19 protein-coding genes are annotated in these 18,949 nt (G+C 44.7%); 5 read left to right on the forward strand and 14 right to left on the reverse strand.

Features of this window, described 5'->3' with window-relative positions; all coding sequences use genetic code 11:
- Window positions 1-3: 3 nt before the first annotated feature.
- Window positions 4-603, reverse strand: coding sequence for a TetR/AcrR family transcriptional regulator (locus NIAKO_RS30670; RefSeq protein ID WP_014222368.1), 600 nt, complete (start codon window positions 601-603; stop codon window positions 4-6).
- Between the two features lie 305 nt (window positions 604-908).
- On the opposite strand from NIAKO_RS30670, the gene NIAKO_RS30675 reads away from it, so the two are divergent.
- The 3 genes from NIAKO_RS30675 (at window position 909) to NIAKO_RS30685 (ending at window position 4,449) form a co-directional block, all read left to right on the forward strand.
- Window positions 909-2,333 carry an MATE family efflux transporter gene (locus NIAKO_RS30675; protein ID WP_014222369.1) on the forward strand — a complete coding sequence of 475 codons (1,425 nt, stop codon included), beginning with the start codon at window positions 909-911 and terminating at the stop codon, window positions 2,331-2,333.
- A gap of 99 nt (window positions 2,334-2,432) precedes the next feature.
- Entirely contained in the window at window positions 2,433-3,470 is a 1,038-nt protein-coding gene (locus tag NIAKO_RS30680; RefSeq protein ID WP_014222370.1) for an AI-2E family transporter, read from the forward strand.
- A 196-nt stretch (window positions 3,471-3,666) separates the two neighbouring features.
- Window positions 3,667-4,449 carry a murein L,D-transpeptidase catalytic domain family protein gene (locus tag NIAKO_RS30685; RefSeq protein ID WP_107685462.1) on the forward strand — a complete coding sequence of 261 codons (783 nt, stop codon included), beginning with the start codon at window positions 3,667-3,669 and terminating at the stop codon, window positions 4,447-4,449.
- Between the two features lie 70 nt (window positions 4,450-4,519).
- Here the strand turns inward: NIAKO_RS30685 and NIAKO_RS30690 are convergent, their stop codons facing one another.
- The 8 genes from NIAKO_RS30690 to NIAKO_RS30730 form a co-directional block, all read right to left on the reverse strand.
- Window positions 4,520-5,179, reverse strand: coding sequence for a hypothetical protein (locus tag NIAKO_RS30690; RefSeq protein WP_014222372.1), 660 nt, complete (start codon window positions 5,177-5,179; stop codon window positions 4,520-4,522).
- Window positions 5,180-5,192: 13 nt separating this feature from the next.
- Window positions 5,193-6,680, reverse strand: a complete 1,488-nt coding sequence (rpoN, locus tag NIAKO_RS30695) for an RNA polymerase factor sigma-54 (protein ID WP_041347514.1) — start codon at window positions 6,678-6,680, stop codon at window positions 5,193-5,195.
- A 538-nt stretch (window positions 6,681-7,218) separates the two neighbouring features.
- A complete protein-coding gene (locus tag NIAKO_RS30705) occupies window positions 7,219-7,743 on the reverse strand; it encodes a hypothetical protein (protein ID WP_014222375.1) in 525 nt (174 codons plus the stop codon).
- An 89-nt stretch (window positions 7,744-7,832) separates the two neighbouring features.
- Entirely contained in the window at window positions 7,833-9,050 is a 1,218-nt protein-coding gene (locus NIAKO_RS30710; protein WP_014222376.1) for a DegT/DnrJ/EryC1/StrS family aminotransferase, read from the reverse strand.
- A 223-nt stretch (window positions 9,051-9,273) separates the two neighbouring features.
- Window positions 9,274-10,839 (reverse strand): glycoside hydrolase family 10-like protein, encoded by a 1,566-nt coding sequence (locus NIAKO_RS30715; RefSeq protein ID WP_014222377.1) that lies wholly within the window; start codon window positions 10,837-10,839, stop codon window positions 9,274-9,276.
- A 37-nt stretch (window positions 10,840-10,876) separates the two neighbouring features.
- On the reverse strand, window positions 10,877-11,341 hold the full coding sequence (locus tag NIAKO_RS30720) for a MarR family winged helix-turn-helix transcriptional regulator (protein ID WP_242675404.1): 465 nt from the start codon (window positions 11,339-11,341) through the stop codon (window positions 10,877-10,879).
- Window positions 11,342-11,375: 34 nt separating this feature from the next.
- Window positions 11,376-11,849, reverse strand: a complete 474-nt coding sequence (locus tag NIAKO_RS30725) for a DinB family protein (RefSeq protein WP_014222379.1) — start codon at window positions 11,847-11,849, stop codon at window positions 11,376-11,378.
- A 277-nt stretch (window positions 11,850-12,126) separates the two neighbouring features.
- Window positions 12,127-13,158 carry a radical SAM/SPASM domain-containing protein gene (locus NIAKO_RS30730; RefSeq protein WP_014222380.1) on the reverse strand — a complete coding sequence of 344 codons (1,032 nt, stop codon included), beginning with the start codon at window positions 13,156-13,158 and terminating at the stop codon, window positions 12,127-12,129.
- Window positions 13,159-13,292: 134 nt separating this feature from the next.
- On the opposite strand from NIAKO_RS30730, the gene NIAKO_RS30735 reads away from it, so the two are divergent.
- Entirely contained in the window at window positions 13,293-14,066 is a 774-nt protein-coding gene (locus NIAKO_RS30735) for a glycoside hydrolase family 25 protein (protein ID WP_014222381.1), read from the forward strand.
- A gap of 346 nt (window positions 14,067-14,412) precedes the next feature.
- Window positions 14,413-14,649 (forward strand): hypothetical protein, encoded by a 237-nt coding sequence (locus tag NIAKO_RS30740; protein ID WP_014222382.1) that lies wholly within the window; start codon window positions 14,413-14,415, stop codon window positions 14,647-14,649.
- 108 nt (window positions 14,650-14,757) lie between these two features.
- Here NIAKO_RS30740 and NIAKO_RS37345 read toward each other — a convergent pair whose 3' ends face one another.
- From NIAKO_RS37345 to NIAKO_RS30765, 5 genes are all read right to left on the reverse strand, one after another.
- Entirely contained in the window at window positions 14,758-15,612 is an 855-nt protein-coding gene (locus tag NIAKO_RS37345; protein ID WP_014222383.1) for a DUF6089 family protein, read from the reverse strand.
- A 257-nt stretch (window positions 15,613-15,869) separates the two neighbouring features.
- A complete protein-coding gene (locus NIAKO_RS30750; RefSeq protein WP_014222384.1) occupies window positions 15,870-16,778 on the reverse strand; it encodes a prohibitin family protein in 909 nt (302 codons plus the stop codon).
- 36 nt (window positions 16,779-16,814) lie between these two features.
- Complete coding sequence (locus tag NIAKO_RS30755) at window positions 16,815-17,240, reverse strand: YybH family protein (RefSeq protein WP_014222385.1); 426 nt, start codon at window positions 17,238-17,240, stop codon at window positions 16,815-16,817.
- A 166-nt stretch (window positions 17,241-17,406) separates the two neighbouring features.
- Window positions 17,407-18,279 (reverse strand): TIM barrel protein, encoded by an 873-nt coding sequence (locus NIAKO_RS30760; protein ID WP_014222386.1) that lies wholly within the window; start codon window positions 18,277-18,279, stop codon window positions 17,407-17,409.
- 89 nt (window positions 18,280-18,368) lie between these two features.
- Complete coding sequence (locus tag NIAKO_RS30765) at window positions 18,369-18,944, reverse strand: gluconate 2-dehydrogenase subunit 3 family protein (protein WP_014222387.1); 576 nt, start codon at window positions 18,942-18,944, stop codon at window positions 18,369-18,371.
- Between the last annotated feature and the right edge of the window lie 5 nt (window positions 18,945-18,949).

Here is an 18,949-nt window from a genome sequence, read left to right on the forward strand (position 1 = left end):
GTTTTATGAATGGTTCATGTATTCTGTTTCCATGCGGTATTTAAGACTCTCCAGTAATCTGTTCAGCACCGTTACATCGTCGAGCACTTTGGCCATCATTATACCGCCTTCTATTTGGGCAAAGATCAATTCGGCTTCTTTCTTTACATTCAGATCGCTTCTGAACGATCCTTCCTGTATGCCTTTTTTTAAAATATGTTGCAGTGAGCCCAACATTTCCTGCAGCGCCAGTTTGGCTTTCTTCTTTAAAAAAGGATAGGCATCGTCGGCATCAACAGCGGTATTCATCAACGGGCAACCACCTTCAATTGATGGTGTAACGGTGTAGTTCTTATAATACTGAAAAATGGTTTGCAGTTTTTCAACACCCGTCTTTTTTGATTTTATCTTCAGGCCAATATCTTCTTTCAACAGGTTATAGGAGTATTCAAATGCCAGGGCGGCAATTTCATCCTTGCTTTCAAAATTACCATACAAGCCGCCTTTGGCCAGGCCGGTCGCCTTCATAATATCGCTCATGGAAGTGCCTGCATAACCCTTTTTATTAAACAGGGGAGCTGCTTTGGCAATAATGAACTCTTTTGTTTTTTCTGCTTTTGTCACGCAGCAAAAATAAACCGATCGGTCTAATTTATAAATTAAAGTTTACTTAATGCTTCAGAGCCGGATTTTCCGGGTTCATCGGATATTATCTGCATCATGGTGTCTTGAGGGCGGAAAAAGTTTTAGGTTTTGCCTGTATTCTCTACCTTTGCCTCTCTTCAATTTAATGCTTATGAAGTTTTAAGACCCAGTTCGCTGCAGCATCAGGCATGTTTCACGAACGTACCAGACTCCTCTACACCTTTTGACTGCGTTGGCAGCGCTTCCGTTTTATTTATTGTATTACTTGTTAAACAGCATTTTATATGTCGGATCAAACACCCAACATAGGTACTATGCGTATCAGATCTTTTTTCTCGTTATTCAAACTGGCGTTATCGGGCCAGCAGCAGGATTACACCCAGGGCAGTATTCGCCGTGCCGTTTTTTTACTGGCCGTACCCATGATCCTTGAAATGTGCATGGAGTCGGTTTTTGCGGTGGTAGATATTTATTTTGTAGGCCATCTTGGCAAAAACGAAGCCGTATCAACAGTGGTGCTTACCGAATCGGTGCTTACCATTGTTTATTCACTGGCTATTGGTTTAAGTATGGCAGCTACCGCCCTGGTAGCGCGCCGCATTGGGGAAAAGAATCCCGAGGCAGCATCAAAAGCCGGGATACAATCAATGTTAATTGCATTCCTGTTTACAGCTGTTATCAGCACCACCGGTTTATTTTTTGCGCCCGATGTATTAAAGCTGATGGGGGCTTCTGCTGAAACCATTCACATTGGCACCAATTATACCCGGATTATTTATGGTGGCAGCATCGTAATTATGTTGCTGTTCCTGATAAATGGTATTTTCAGGGGAGCAGGTGATGCATCGATGGCTATGCGATCTTTATGGATCGCCAACATTTGTAATATCATTCTTTGCCCGGTATTAATTTACGGGGCAGGTCCCATTCCTGGTTTTGGCATTACCGGCGCCGCCATGGCCACTACCATTGGCCGCGGTATTGGGGTGCTTTATCAGCTTTATCATTTATTCAGCGGTAAACGGGTTATCAAAGTAAGAAGACAGGATTTTATTCCCGACTGGCCGATCATTAAATCTATCTCAAATATTGCCTGGACGGGTACTGCGCAATTCCTGATCGCCTCTGCCAGCTGGATGGTGCTGGCCCGTATTATGGCTGAGTTTGGTGATACCGCTGTTGCCGGCTATGGGGTAGCCATCCGGTTGATCATGTTCTTCTTATTACCCGCATGGGGAATGAGCAATGCTGCCGCCACGCTGGTTGGTCAAAACCTCGGTGCCCAGCAACCACTGCGGGCCGAACAATCGGTATGGCGTACTGCTAAATACAATACCATCTTTATGATCTTTGTAACGCTGGTGTTCATGCTTTTTGCTCAACCCATAGTGGCATTTATGAACAAGGATGTTACGGTTGAATCTTACGCGGTAATGGCGTTGCGCATTGTAAGCCTTGGGTATATTTTCTTTGGCGTAGGGATGGTTGTTACCAATGCCTTTAATGGCGCCGGTGATACCCGCACCCCCACACTGATAAACATCTTTGGTTTCTGGATGTTCCAGGTGCCGCTGGCATTTCTGTTGGCCATGGTGTTTAAGCTGGGGCCGAAGGGCGTATTTATCGCTATTGTGCTGGCCGAAACGGGCATTACCATTGCCGGTATCATCCTTTTCAGGAAAGGCAAATGGAAGAAAGTCAAAATATAACGGCTCCTTTATAAAAGGGCTGACGGTATCGTCAGCCCTTTTCATTTTTGGCGGAATAGCTTTTGCAATTACTGGTTAATTCGTTAAGTTACAACCAGCATGAAGCAACAAATACCCAACAATGCCATCAGGCAGGTTCTTATTTTAGCCACCATTATTATCCTCGGCTTAGTATTGTTTAACCAGTTAAAAAGCCTGATACCAGCTTTTCTGGGGGCCTATACACTATATGTGTTGCTACGTAAATGGATGTTCGTTTTAGAAGGGCGGTATAAATGGAGAAAAAGCCTGGCCGCTTCCATACTCATGCTGCTCTCTTTCCTGATCATTCTGCTGCCAATTTTCCTGGTAATAAATATGCTCTCTTCAAAAGTGGCCTTTGCCATGCAACACTCACAGGAAGTGCTGGCAAGCCTGAAGACATATATTGAAAAACTGGAAGGCCAGTATAAAATAAACATTCTCACAGATACCAACCTGAACAAAATCACCTCGTGGACCGGAGAAACGGTTCCCAAGATCCTCGGTGGCGCCTTTGATACCCTCACCAGTATTGTGATCATGTATTTTATTCTGTACTTCATGTTGGTGGAGGGCCGCAAAATGGAATCGAACTTTTATGACTGGGTTCCCGTGAAAGATGAGAATACCCTGTTGCTGCGCAGGGAACTTAACACCATGGTATATTCGAATGCCATCGGCATACCGCTCATTGCCATTTTGCAGGGAGTAGTTGGGCTGATCGGTTACCTGATCCTGGGCGTAAATGAACCCTGGTTCTGGTTTGTGCTCACCTGCATCACCAGTATGCTGCCAATTCTGGGCGCCGCTATGGCCTATGTGCCAGTGGGGTTGCTATTTTTTGCCAATGGCCATGCCACCAAGGGAGTTATTATGTTGCTGTACGGCTTTGGCGTTATTGGCACGGTTGATAACCTGTTCAGGTTTGTAATACTGAAACGTATTGGCGATGTGCATCCCCTGATCACCGGTTTTGGGGTCATTATCGGGGTAGGACTTTTCGGGTTTATCGGCCTTATATTCGGGCCAATCCTAATTTCACTTTTCCTGGTGCTTATCAAAATCTACGCAAACGAATTCAATATTGAGAAAAGAGACCATGCCGGTCCTCAATGATTTGTAGCCCAAATACTTACTCGACTCTAGGTAATTTTACCTAGTATTTTATACTTCCTTCTCCATATGGTAGAAAATATTTCGGAAAACACGGAATTTTAGGCTAAATCGACGAAAATAATTTTCGGAAACCTTCGTTAAAGGGCGTAAATCGTGTGAAACCATAGTTGTTAATCGTTTAGAAGTTCAAATTCCTATGAAGCGGACATATAAGAAAATGTCAATGGGTGTGTTGTTGTGCTTTTTGGCAGTATCGCCGGTAATGAAATCCGGCGCAGCAGAAGAAACAAAAGAACCAGTTACGGTAAAATCAACCAATCCCGTACCGGTATTTACTTCGCTTAAGGCGATTGTAAAAAAATCGAAAGCTCAAAAACTGGCTGAAGAAGCCATGGACCTGTATAATGTAATGGACCTGAAAAGCTACGGCCTTTCCATGCCGGCCTTTGAATATGCGCTGAAAGGGTACAAGTACCTGGTGGAAAAAGGAAAGATCATGAAGAATGAAGTGCTTTCCATCTGCGATTTCAGTCAGTCATCCCGCCAGAAAAGGTTCTATGTAATTGATATGGTCGAAAAGAAAGTGCTGATCAACACCTTTGTGGCACATGGCCGCAAATCGGGTGGCGAGTTTGCAAAGTCTTTCTCCAATAGTCCCGAGTCGCACAAAAGCAGTCTTGGTTTTTATGTTACCAGCAATACCTATTATGGTAGCCATGGCCTGAGCTTAAAAATTGAAGGCCTGGAAAAAAATATCAACGACAAAGCCGACAAAAGAAACATCGTTATTCACGGTTCCAACTATGTTGGTGAAGATTATTTAAAATACGCCGCCATGAACGGCCGCAGTTATGGTTGCCCTGCGCTTCCTGCCGGTGAAACTGAAGAAGTAATTGAAACGATCAAGGAAGGCACCTGCTTATTTATTTACCATCCTACAAGAAGCTATATCACCAAATCTAAAGTATTGAATGGTTAGTTGGTGATTGAAGATAAAAAGAAACGGCCCCGATGGTATCGTCGGGGCCGTTTCTTTTTTACATTTTATGCTATTGAAGCCATACGGCCAGTAACTGGCATAAACCGCCGGCTACAAAGCCCAGGTATATTTCTTTCTGAGAATGATCTGAAACTATGAGGCGGGCCGTGCAAACAATGCCGGCTATCAGGATGGCGATGGAGAAATAAACGCCGGTAACATCCTGTTGATTAAATGCCTGTAGTAAGAAGAAAGTCGCCAGTCCGCCCACGCCAATCGCATGCATGCTCACTTTGTTGATGATATTCAAAAACCAGGCGGCACACACTCCTAAGAACGAGCCCAACAGAAAATCAGTAAACGCCTGCGGATTGTCTTTTTGATTATGGAACACGTACCAGGCCCAGAAGTAAAAGATCATGGCCGCAGCATAGGGAATGATCCTTTCTTTCTGTGTGCGTAATTGCATGGACTGGATCAGCTTTAACCGCCACATCAAAAACACGGCAAACCCCGGAATAAGGGCCGTATTAAAAAAAACGGAAATAAGCCGGAACAATTTGTATTTAGCGTTGACCCCCGCAAATGAATAGGGATCAACAAACAACAAATAAGCTGTTACATACGCCGGGATAAACAACGGATGAAAAATATAGGAAAACAGATGGGCCAGTACCCTTATGGGAGCTGGTTGCTGGGGACGTACAGCAGTAACCGGTGTTGTTGACATAAAAAGTTTACTATTACAGTTCTTTGCGTAACCGGGCCACCGGAATATTTAATTGTTCGCGGTACTTGGCAACGGTTCGGCGTGCAATATTATAACCTTTTTCCTGCAATAGCTCAGTGAGTTTTTCGTCGCTCAACGGTTTCTTTTTGCTTTCGCCCTCAATCAGGTCACTGAGGATCTTTTTTACCTCGCGGGTAGATACTTCTTCCCCGCTGTCGGTACTGAGCGATTCACTAAAGAAGAATTTCAACCGATAAGTTCCGAACTCTGTTTGTACAAATTTGCTGTTGGCCACCCGGCTCACGGTGGAAATATCGAGCCCGGTACGTTCGGCAATATCTTTCAGGATCATGGGCTTCATGGTGGTTTCGTCCCCGGTAAGGAAAAACTCCCGCTGATAGGTCATGATGGTTTCCATTACACTGCTCAGCGTATGCTGGCGTTGTTTAATAGCATCTATGAACCACTTGGCCGCGTCGATCTTTTGTTTAATGAATAACACCGCTTCTTTCTGCCGCTTATCTTTCTTGCTGCCTTTATCGTATTCCCGCAACATATCGCGATAGCCTTCGCTGATGCGCAGATCGGGGGCGTTCTTGGAGTTTAAGGTAAGCTCCAGTTTGCCGCCGTTGTTATATACAAAGAAGTCGGGCACTACATAGCTTTCAGCTTTGTTGATGTCGTAATGGTTACCGCCCGGTTTGGGGGTAAGCCTGATGATCTGGGTGATCACATCTTTCAACCCTTCATCATCGAGGTTCAGGCCACGCTGAATTTTATCGTAGTGCTTTTTGGTAAATTCATCGAAGTAATCGGTAAGAACATCGATGGCCCTGTCTACGTTCTTGCCTCCGCGTTGCTGGCGATGTAATTGCAATAACAAACATTCCTGCAGATCACGGGCGCATACTCCCGCCGGATCAAACTGTTGAACCATTTTGATCACCTTCTCTACTTCCTGTTCGTTGGTTTCAATATTCTGGCGGAACGCGAGGTCATCAACGATAGCGGCTGTTTCGCGGCGCAGGTAACCATCGTCGTCAATACTGCCTACTATCTGTTCTGCAATCCTTCGCTCATTGTCGGTCATCTTCATCATGCCTAACTGCCCCAGCAGGTGCTCATGAAAAGACGTTTCAATTTTATATGGAACAACTTTTTTGTCATCCATTTCGGGATAGTTATCATCCCGCAATTTGTAATCAGCTATTTCACCATCTTCGTCGCCTACGTATTCGCTAATGTCGATATTGCCGTATTCATCCTCACTTCCATCTACATCAAAATCCTCCTCGTCGCTGCTGTCGAATTCATCTTTCGTCTCGGTATCATATTCGTCATGCGCTTCTTCAGACACTTCCAAAGCGGGATTTTCTTCCAGTTCTTCCTTTATCCGTTCTTCCAGATTAGCCGTAGGCACCTGCAGCAATTTCATGAGCTGAATTTGCTGTGGAGAAAGTTTTTGTAATAGCTTTTGCTGTAAACTTTGACTCAATGCCATGTGCGTCAATATTTTATTTCTTCAGATTGCCTGAAAATTTAACAAAAATTCGCGGCAACCACAAAAATCAGGCCGTAAATTTACAAACAAATGTAATCAACGTTGTGAAACGATTTTATAAAATTATTGTCTTTGCGGCTTTTTGTTTTCGGGCGGGAGTAATTTCGGCTCAAAATCAGGTAAATATAACATTGGACAGGGTGTTATTTTCTCCCGCCAGGGTAGCGCCCATTTCTACGTATAACTTGCCGAAAAAGTTACCAACAATTGGTTTTCATGGGCTAAACTATCCCCAAATGGCCACTCCGCCTGTATTTGTGGCCCCAACGGTGGTTAGTACTATAAGTAACAACTGTTACACCCAACAGTTTGGCTTTTTTTGCAAAAAGGAGTTGCAATTCGAGAAAACCACTAAAGTTCCTCTCAGGTTTCGATTGGGATCCTTGGATTATGTGGACCGATTGGAGGGAAAGTAGCTTTTTCGTGAAACGTCAAACGTGAAAGGGTTCGCGAACTGGTTAACAGATCAACTGGTCAACTACTTACGAACTATCTTATTTATAACAGTAGCATCATTCTGAAACTTCTCCAAAGTAGTAAGCGCCTGCTTGGGCGTATTGTCTTTAAAGTATTTCTGTAACCATAATTTGGAGCTGTCTGGCTCGCGCATGGCCCGGTACTGGTCTTTTTCGGCATAGCTGGTGGTAAATACAGCCCCGGCCTCATACATTCTGCGCAGGGTTAAACAAAGGGTATCACCCGTGGTGCTGTTAATGAGGCTATCGACCATTTCTTTTTTATTACCGGCTATTTCGGCCCTGGTCATTTGCATCTGGCTTTTCATGATCCAGGAAGTGGCATCGAGGAAAATAATGGAGAGGTCGTTATTTAAATAGTGGGTCTTTCTGAGACTGTCAACATGGTCCTGCGCTTTGCGGGCTGAATCGCTTACATTATTGACCCCATCGGCAGTGGAATCCTGACTTTTACAACTGGCCAATACTATTAATGCAACCAGGCCGGGTAGGAGGCCTGCTTTTATAGTGATAACGGTTCTTTTCATTTTCTAAATACGCCGGTTTTGTAAAGTTTAGAAGGTGACCGCCGTTAGGCAATCACCTTCTAAACGCAAGCCCGATTTTAAAATTATTATCAGGCGGATATCTTTTGTGCTGCCAGTACTTTTTTAACCACAGCCACTATTTTTTCTCCTTTTTCTTTCCATTGCTGATCGGTTGGCGTCAGCGCGATCTGGGTAGTAATACCCCGGCTCATTACTGCATCGCTGGCCGAGAAATCTTTGTTGGCCTGGGCCAGGATGGCTGCTTTGTACTCAGGGTGCAGCGCATTGAGGGTAACGCCTTTTTTCAGGTGCTCCCATTTGCGGATGTAGTGCCAGTTGTGATCGAACCAGTAAAAATTACCGCCCCAGCTATTCTGGGCTTTCATTTCTGCTACTACTGCCTGGGTGAGTTCTGTTGTGGGCAGGAACCAGCTCAGGAAAGTGCAGCTGTCACCGGCCTCATCGGGCAGGCGGCGGAAACTGATCTCAGGCACCTGGGCCAGCACAGCTTTCAATTGTGCATGGCCGGCGCGTTGTTTGGCTACAAATTCATCTAACCGGTTGAATTGTGCTAATCCAACTGCGGCATGTAATTCAGAAATGCGGAAATTATAACCCAAAAACGGATGCAGATCGGCGCCACGGTCGGCTCCTTTGTGGTCGTGACCATGATCGCTGAACCCATCGCTGCCGATGTAAACATCTTCGCGGTTGGTTACAATGGCGCCGCCTTCGCCGCAGGTAACGGTTTTTACAAAATCGAATGAGAAGGTACCGGCATCGCCGATGGTACCCAGGTATTTTCCTTTATATGTAGCGCCAAAGCTTTGGCAGGCATCTTCGAGCAACAACAGATTATGTTCTTTACAGATCTGTTTCAAGGCATCCATATCGGCCGATGCGCCGCACATATGCACCGGCATTACGCATTTTGTTTTGGGCGTAATAGCTTTACGAACTGCATCGGGGTTCATGGTGAGGGTATCGTCTACATCAACCAGCACGGGAACAGCGCCTACACTGATGATACATTCAAAACTGGCCACGAAGGTAAAAGTGGGCATAATTACCTCATCGCCATAACCAATTCCCAAGGCGCTCATTACTGTTGTAAGGGCAGTGGTACCGCTGGATACCAGGTGGGTATACTGACAACCAAATTTTTTGCTGATAGCGGCTTCCAGCTCCTTTGCTTTCCAGATCCCTTTACGGGCACCATCAAAACCAAATCGCATCAGGATACCGGTTTCCATTACATCGTTTACATGTTTGCGTTCATCGGCGCCAAAAAGTTCAAAGCCAGGCATATTGAATTTTGTTTATTGTTAATGTTTATTATGGTGAGAGCAAAGGTAGCTTTTTCGGGGAATTGTGGTAGTCCGGTTTGTGTAAAATGGGGTATCCACTTGAGGTTGATAGAGTTGATATTGTTGACAGGGTTGATAAAGGGATCAAATAAAAAGGCCCCTTTTTATAAAGGAGCCTCAAAATAATTTCTTGTCAACTTCGTCAACCTGTCAACTCTATCAACTATTTAGTCACCACATTCGACTCCTTATTCGTAACCCAACCCAACCTGTCCACCTTCACCGCTTCCAGCTTTATGGGCCAGTTGGGGTAAGGCTTGCTTTCATTATTTTCATCATCGAGGCAGGTTACGTAAAATCGTACAAACTTTTTATCGTTACGCAGGGGGGCATAAAAGACGCAGCTGTCAGATGCCTCGAAACGACAACCTATTAGTTGTGAATTATAGAAGTTGTTGTTATTGTATTCCTCGTTATAGCAGGCGTACAGCCGGTAACATTTTATGGTCTTTTTTTCTGAAGCCGTTCTTACCACTTCTATCCGCAGTGTGGTATCAACCGGTTTTATCGACAGCACTTCGGGGTTTGCAGGCCTGGCCGAATCGATCCAGGGCATGGGCGGGATCATAGCCGGTTCTTTATAATAATTATAGCGCAGGCTATCGTTCCACCCTAATGGATTTTTTACAAAAGACTGGGTGCTAAAGTAAATAGCGCCCTGAACCTGAGGGTATTTGCGCATGGCCGCTATCTGGCGGGGGAGCTGGGTCTTATCGCGCCAGGCAGCATTGGTTCCAGCCTTAAAAATGCCTAAGCCAATGTAGCAGTGCCTGCCGTAGGTGTGTTTGGCCCACCAGTCGAGCAATACTGCGTAATCTGCTCGGGGATGGCCAAATTCAAAATACAATTGGGGAGCTACATAGTCTATCCAGCCGTTCTTTAACCAAAGCAGGATGTCGGCATACAGCTCACCATAGTTGGTCAATGCCGCCGTTTCACTGCCATCGGGGTCCTGGCTTTTGTTGCGCCAGATGGCAAAGGGCGATACTCCAAAACGGCAATATCGGTTCTCTTCTTTTATGGCGCTGCTGATTTTCAGGATGATAGAATCGGTATTGCTGCGGCGCCAATCGCCCAGACTCATTCCATTACCATATTTCCTGAAGCTTTCAGTATCGGGGAAATCCTTCCCCTCGGGGTAAGGATAAAAATAATCATCGAAGTGTATAGCGTCCACATCGTAGCGGCTAACAATATCGCGGATCACATTTACCACGTATTGCTGCGCTTCTTTATTGCCGGGATCGAAGTAGCGCGTGCCGGCATAACTCACAAACCACTCGGGGTGTGCTTTGGTAATATGGCTGGGTGCCACAGATGATTTTCCGATCGAAAATTCGGCCCGGTATGGGTTACACCAGGCATGGAATTCCATGCCTCGTTTATGGGCTTCTTCAATCATAAACTGAAGAGGATCATAAAAAGGCGTGGGCGCCTTACCCTGTTTACCGGTAAGCCATTGGCTCCAGGGCTCGTATTGCGATGGGTAGAAGGCATCGGCACAGGGGCGCACCTGCACAATTACGGCGTTGAGGCCGTTGCGCTTATGCATTTCAAGCAGATTGATGTATTCTGCTTTCTGGCTTTCGGGGTTAAAATTCCCTTTTGTTGGCCAGTCAATGTTCTCTACTGTAGCAATCCACGCCGCCCTGAACTCATATTTGGGTTGCGCCACTACATACGATACCAACATACAAACGCCTGCCATCAGGCTTATAGCTTTTTTCATGTTCGGATTAAAAGATTAACGGATGTTGTAAAGTACACTATTCTGAGCTTCTAATTTTATCGAGTAATTGATTTAACATTTTTGCATCATCTTCAGTAAGGTTGCCCAGCATAGCATCCATTTGCTCGTTGTAGCTATCCAGTTTATCAAGTAATTGTAAACCAGTGTCGGTAATGGTAACATCTACCAGGCGACGGTCGGTTTTACAAATTACTTTTTGAACGAGTTCTTTCTTTACCAGCCGGTCAACAATACGGCTGGTATCGCTCATTTTGTCCAACATCCGCTGGCGGATCTGTAAGGTAGATAAAGGTTTTCCGGCGCCCCGCAAAATGCGCAGGATATTATACTGCTGTGAGGTAATGTCACCTTTATCAAAAAACTGTTTGGTCTTTTCGGTGATCCAGTTGTAAGTAAAAATAAGGTTGACCACTGTTTTGTGATACTCGTTCCGGAATTTTGACTGTTGGATGTCTTTTTCAATACTCATGGCGCTGCTCAAGACTTTATGGTTTAATTAGTGAAACAAAAGGTATTTACCCTGGTTGGGTTGATCGTGTTAGCATAAAAATGCTGAATAGATGATGTGCTTCATGCAGCAGGAAAAATTCTGTCCACTCTACAATCGTCAATGATCCATATTTAGGATGATGCCCGGTTCTGCCTGCTGCCGGTTCGGTTAATGTCATAAGATAATTGGTGATGCCTGAACGCCGGGCCAACAGATCATCGAGTAAATCCTGTAACGATCTTTTACAACATGCAATAAATGCAGGGTCATGGTCGGCCACATACCGGTTGAACGACGGTTGGTTTTCCTGATGTATTATTTGCAACCGTTGCATAAAAACGGGCTGGTATGAAACCAGATGGGCTAACTGCTCAAAGGCACTCCATTTTCCAGGTTGTAAACGCTGTCGCAATTGCTCTTCTGAAAATCCACGTATTAATTCATAAATGGTTTCATGCTGATGTTGCAACCGGCTACAAACAGATGCAGACAAGGACATATCAGTTACAGATTTAATCTTGTTCTGCGGCCAGGTATGGGGAGGATGAGGTCTCGCTTTTCCGGTTCCGGATTGTAACGTTTAGCTCCGGGCTGTTAGGGGTTTTGGTCGGGTATACTGTGTGACCTGTGTATAGTGCTGCTAAACCTATTTTGTTTGTCGAAATTACATTATTTCTTTCTCCATTCAGTACTTATTCCATCTTTATTCTTCATTTTCACAGGCCCCATCATGAATAGTTATATATTCATTCTGTCCGCTATAAATGCTCTTGCCATCAATCTCCCCAAACTCTGGTACCCTCACTGCAATTGGCGCAAATGTCAATATTTTTCCTGCTCATCAATACCTGCTTCCGAAATCGCTTATACTTATCGTTATGCCAGATCTCTTTAAAGCTTTTACCTTTCAGGTCTCCAAGGGGATGCTGGGCATCTTTATCAAAGCAACAGGGCACCACCAAACCATCCCAGCTTATAACCGTGGCATGCCATAACCGCCAGCAATGGTTGTTCAGGGCATTCTTAAACTCCGTTTGCCCCTGCTGGTTTTTGCGGTACCTGCTGTATTTTTCAATAGTAGGGATCAGATTATTGGGGTCGGTCTCATAATCGTACACCTGCGCTGTTTTAAACCGTACTTCATCAACCCCTATGTCCTGTGCCAGGCGCTTTACATCTTCTATCTGATGCTCGTTTGGTTTTACAACCAGGAACTGGAAGAACACAAACGGCGTTTTACTTTTTAATTCTTTTTTCCACTTCACAATATTGCGGGCGCCCTCCAGTACCTTATGCAATTTTCCGCCCACCCGGTATTGTTGATATACGTCCTGGGTAGTGCCATCAATGGATATGATGAGGCGGTCTAACCCGCTTTCTACCGTTTTACGTGCATTTTCATCGGTGAGGTAATGGGCGTTTGTAGAAGTGGCCGTATAAATACCCTTTTCCGCCGCATATTTTACCATATCCAGAAAAGCCGGATTGAGGTACGGTTCTCCCTGAAAATAAAATACCAGGTACAGCAACTCCTTTGACAACTGGTCAATGGTTTGCCGGAAGAAATCATTTTGTAACATCCCCGTTGGACGGGTAAATGCCCGTAAGCCACTGGGGCATTCCGGACAACGCAGGTTGCAAGACGTGGTAGGTTCAAACGAAATAGAGATCGGATACCCCCACTGTACTGGCTTGCCGGTTATTTTACTAATATAATAACTGCTTAGTACCTTACCGGCATTCCATGCTCGGCGGGGTGTTAACCTCGATAATAAATTGAAACTATCGTGCCAGTTAATTGCGGGCATAAGTGTAAAATTAGGGTTCGCCAGCTTAAAGACAATGTTTTATGTACCTCAACGTTTAAAAGAGTTAAATTTTTCCACTTCAACAGATTATATCATCGCTTTGTTTAGGCGCACCAATATATTTGTGGACCCTTATGGCAAAAAATAAAAAGGCAGCCATTTTCTGGAGAATTGCCCTTGGCCTGATCGTAGCTGCTACTGTGGTTATGCTCATGTTTCGCGTATATGAATGGTACCAGGAGCGTCGGGCGCATTTTGCCCGGTATGAGGCATTTGGTATAGAAATTCCCACCCGGTATACCATCCATGGCATTGACGTTTCCCGCTACCAGGAAACTATTGACTGGGAGAGCGTTAAAGCGATGAATGTGGAAGGGCTGAAATTGGGCTTTACTTTTATCAAGGCTACCGAAGGTTTGGTTAACGAGGACCGCTATTATAAACGTAACTGGAAACGCGCCAAGGAGGCCGGAATGGCCCGCGGCGCTTATCATTTTTTTATAGCCACCAAAAACGGCAAGGCACAGGCCGAACACTTTATAAAAACAGTTGAACTGGGTCCCGGCGATTTGCCCCCCGTACTGGATGTGGAAGCTACCTATGGGGTGCCTTATAAAAAAGTTCGGGAACGGGTGAAAGAATGGCTGGTTACCGTAGAAAACTACTACGGGGTTAAACCCATGATCTACGCAAATGTGGATTTTTACCAACAAGTGCTGAAAGATGAGTTTGATGAATACCCATTATGGGTGGCCCACTACCTGCAAAAAGAAAAACCGCGGATCTACCGCACCTGGCATTTTTGGCAATACAGTGAACAGGGCCACGTAAACGGAATCTTTTGCCGGGTTGACTTCAATGCCTTCAGCGGCGACTCCACCGAGTTTAAAAATTTACTGTTCCATTAAGGGTGAAACGAGGTCATTTAATTGATTAAATGAAGCTCAAATCAGATTTTGCTATAGCCAAATTACTTTTTGCTATACACAAATTTGGTTTATCATAGCCAAAATTCAAAAAGTGTATACACAAGTCAAATTTGTGCATCATTAAATCAAAAAAGTGTACGCACTTTCACAATCAGGCTATACAGAAATTTGCTTTTGCTATAGCAAAATTTGAAAAGTGTATACCCAAACCAAATTTGTGCATCATCAAATCAGAAAAGAGCATGCCCTTTTTCAATTAAGTGATGTCAAAATCTTTTAAGTGACGCATTTGTCCGATTTTGCAAGCTGAAAAATGCTTTTATCTATGGGTTTAATGGAAGATGATGTAAAGGATTTTCTGAAGCGCATCGTTTGGACGGTTTCTTCAGGATTTTTATGGCTTACCATTACAGTGGGTATTGGCGCCTATGCCGGCCTGCTGGTGCCGGAACATGGGCTCAGGGTGAGCAATATCATCTTCTACATCTGGGGTGTGGGCAGCCTGGCTGCACTGATTTATATGTATACCCGCATTTGGAGAAAAAAATTCCCGCATGGGTAAATCAATAGGCAATTAGCAATTGACAAAAATCCCTTCTGGCATTAGCTTGCCTATAATCGATCACTCCCCAATACGCGAACCCTTGTCTATTGCCTATTGATTAGGGGTTTAAAATCTTGTAGCCGGGCAACCTACTTTTTTATCGCGGTTATAGGCAGGTAAGCCTGCAATGCGTTTGTACTGGTCAATAAATCCCCGCACGGTAACGGTTAAAGCCATGTAATAATAGCCATCTTTCACATTTGCACCGCCGCGGTTTGTTTTGGCGGCAGGGTAACCACCGGCGCCTACTTCATTTCCCCGGTAAGCCAGGTCAACAGCCGTTTGGCCTTTGGCAGCCAGCAATGCTCCCTGATCGGCATAGGTAGTGCTCACATCATCCAGGTAATCGGTGAACAGTTTCCGATAACCCAATTCCAATCCAACGCGAACATCTTCACTGATGGCATAAGTAGCGCCTACCCCCAGGGGTATATTAAATTGAGTGAGTTTATATTCTTTTTTACCGGGCTCAAAGCCTTCACCTTCGGTGCTCAGCGGTTGCAGGTAGGTTTTATCGCCAGCGGCAGTGTGCGTGTACGGATTAAAATGATACAGGCCAATACCGGCAAAGATGTAAGGCGTCCACCAGCTGTCGTTGAGGCTTAAAATATTGTATTGAGCGCCTAACTCTATGTCCCACAATTTGGTTTGAAAGTTCAGGTTGCGTGCCTTCATCACGGAGGTACCTTTTTTATCATCAGCCTTCAGCGAGGTGAGGGTAAAATAGGTACGGGCGGTAAAATGTTCCGACAGGTCGTACATGGCGCCCAGCGAACCTAAAAACTTAGCCTGATTAAAAGTGATGCTCTTGGCCTGCAGATCGCCCTGGTAATTGGCGATACCCAAACGGGCCGCAAAATGGAAGTTTTGTGCAGCAGCTGCCAGGGGAAGGCAGGCTAATAACGTGGTAATGACTCTCATTAGATATTCAATTAGGATATAATTCGTTCACCAGCGCAAATCTACGGTTTGGTTGACACCTTTTAAACGGTTTGATAGTGAATTTATTACCTCCGCCGTAGGCAGAGAGTCGTGAAACGCCAAACGTGAAACGTGAAAGGGTTCCCGAACGTTGAGACTTATAACTATTGCTTCGCCGGCATTTTCTCTGCCTTCTGCCGCGCAGCGGTGTATTGCTTATAGCTTACAGCTTGAGGCCTGAAGCTTGAGGCTGCTTTCTACTGTTTCCCGTCCAAAATAACTGGCGTATTACCCTTACCCATAATCACCATTTTGGCATTGGCTGAACCGGCCAGTTCTTTCATGGCCTTTATTTGTTCGTATTGCAGCTGGCGGTCCGTAAGGCTTTCGTTTATTATGCGCTGGTAGTCGGAAATACCCTGCGCTTCTACCCGTTTACGCTCTGCTTCCTGCCGTTCTTTTTGTAAAACGAACTGCATTTTCTGGGCATCCTGTTCGGCGGTGATCTTTTGTTCGATAGCCGTTTTTACCATCGCCGGCAATACTATATTGCGGATCAGGATCTGTTCAAGCAACAGGCCGCGCCGTTTAAAATCGCCTTCTATGGTTTTAAAAATACGGCTCTGAAATTCATCGCGTTTGGTTGAATACAGGGCCACCGCGTCATAATATACCGCGTTGTCGCGGATTTTGGTACGGGTAACGGGCCGGACTATTTTATTGGTATAGTCCAAACCGGTTTCCCGAACAATACTGGGCGCTTCGCTGGGCAATACCTTGTACAGAACGGTTAGATCGATCACCACTTCCAGTCCATCGGAGGTGAGTACGCGAATGGCATCATCTCCTTCTTTGGCGCCTTCATCACGCACGCCGCTCATGGTGTAGTTCTGGGTTTTGATATCCATTTTCTCTACATCCATCAGGGGATTTATAAAGTGTAAACCGCTTTGAAGCACATTGTTCTGCACCTTTCCGAATAATTTTTGTACGCCGATCTCACCTGCTTCTATTTGAATGATACAAGCCACCAGGATACCAATTATTATTAAGATGCCACCTATAAAGCGAACAGGTGAAGCAAAACGCCTGAAGTTAACGTCGTTGCTGCGGGTTACTGCCAGGCCTAGCAGAATTATGATAACCCCGATAATAATGAGAACCATAAATTAAGATTTGAAGTTGGTTGCCGCGTTGTGGAGTTAACTACTATGGTCAGCTACAATTACCCAGGTACCATTAACTTTCCGGAAAAGTAAGTTATAGTGGCCGCCCACATCGCCGATACTCCTTTTCAAGTGCCATTTGCCTACCACAAAATAATATTCGGGGCTCAGGCGCTGCACTTTAATCAGGTCGAACGACAGGGTTCCCATAGCGTCGGCATTGTTGTAATTCTTTTTATAATTCATTAGTGTGTTCTGATAGCCATATGTTACACCATTCTTACCAATAAACATCAGGGAGTCGTTGTTCCAGTACCCTTTCATAAAATCTTCTATATTCCCTTTGTTCCAGGCAATGGTTTGATCGCTCAGTACTTTGCGAATGGTTTGGTCATCTTTATCCTGGGCGAGCGCGTGCTGAATTATAAAAAAGGAGAGAATGAATAAAGGCAAACTTCTCATAATATGTAGTTGTTTGTTTAAAGATAGGCTAAAGTTGAAAGCCTAAAGCTGAAAGCAAATACAGTTTTTATGGTGCTTTGGGCTTTTAGCTTTGGGCTTTCAACCAACAAAAAGCCCGGGAGAATGGAATTCTCCCAGGCTTTCGATATATACATTTAATAACGACCTACATCTTAAACTTCTTCATATACGCCGCATCTGCTTCAGCGCTTTTCAGCGGTGTGCTGTTATCCCAAAGCTCCTGCTCAACTATATAATATTGCAGGCCTTTAGTTGAACCTGCTTTCAGGATCTTTTTAAAATCTATACTGCCAGAACCCAGGTCAGCGGAGGCATCGTGCTCTTTTGGATCCGCCCCTTTCTTACGGTCTTTTACGTGACACAGTTTGAACCGGCCAGGGTATTTGTTCAGCCAGGCAATAGGATCAGCGCCGGCAGTAACTACCCAGTAAATATCCATTTCAAAATCAACGGTATCTTTATTGGTGCCCTCCATCATAATATCCTGCGGCATCTTACCATCTATTTCGGTAAAGCTGTAGCCATGGTTGTGATAGGCAAAACGCAACCCGTTCTTTTTACAAATGTCGCCACAGGCATTGAACTTATCGGCGGCTCTTTTAAAGTCATCGATCGTTTTGGGACCACCCAAACTTGGACAGATCAGGTATTTCATCCCAATTTCACCTGCCTGCGCCGCTTTGGTTTCAAAATCTTTATTGATATCGCAATGGGTTGAAATGAATGCGAGACCCAGTTCATCCATGTACTTTTTGAATTCCTTATTGGTCATACCCCAGAAAATCCCCTGCTTGCCTTCAAAACCCTCAATTTGTTTATAACCATATCCGGATAACAATTTCAATGTGCCCTTCACATCTTTTGACAGATCGTCGCGCACCGACCACAACTGCAAACCAAATTTACTGATAGAACCATTGGGTGCAAATGCATTGCCCATTGAGAAAGCCGATCTTGAAATAAGTATTCCTGCTCCGAGTGCTCCGGTTGCTTTGAGAAAATTTCTTCTATTGTACATATGGATGGTTGATATGATTAAAAATCAATGATGAATGTCGAAGTAGAAAATACTTCGACATTCATCATTTAATATTCAAGATTCAATATTTACAGCGCCCAGGCTTTATCGCCTTTTTTGTAAGGAATGCAGGCATCAAAGCGGCCTGGAACCGGCACATATCTCAGGGCCTTGGTAGCGCCTGGCTCTGATGTAAAGTAACCCAACAGGGTCAGCTGTTTCATCAGAGTGAAATAGTGCGGATCATCTTCCTTCTTTTTATCTTTTGCGTAAGCCTTTTGTTCTTTATCCAGTTCGTTCAGCAGCTCTTTGCGTTGTTCGGGTGTTATTTTCATAAACCCGTTACCGCTGAATTTTTTCTTGCTGGCTTCGTTCAATTTATTCATTCCTTCCAGGAACACTTTCTGTTCATTTGGTTTATAGCAATCCTTTACCATAACGCCCATGAACTGGCCTACTTTGGCATCTTTGGCACCAGGAGTATCGGTAGCAGGAATAATTGTTTCTGCTATTTCATCCAGGTAAGCCAAATCGTCGGCAGTAAAGTCAACAGACTGGCCGAGCTTTTTATCAGTGCTGGTGCAACCGCTCAGAAAAAATTCACCTCCTATCACGGTTCCTCCTAATAACAAGGCAACACGGGATAAAGCGTCTCTTCTGTTCATAATTA

The organism is Niastella koreensis GR20-10, from assembly GCF_000246855.1.
Classification (GTDB): Bacteria; Bacteroidota; Bacteroidia; order Chitinophagales; family Chitinophagaceae; genus Niastella; species Niastella koreensis.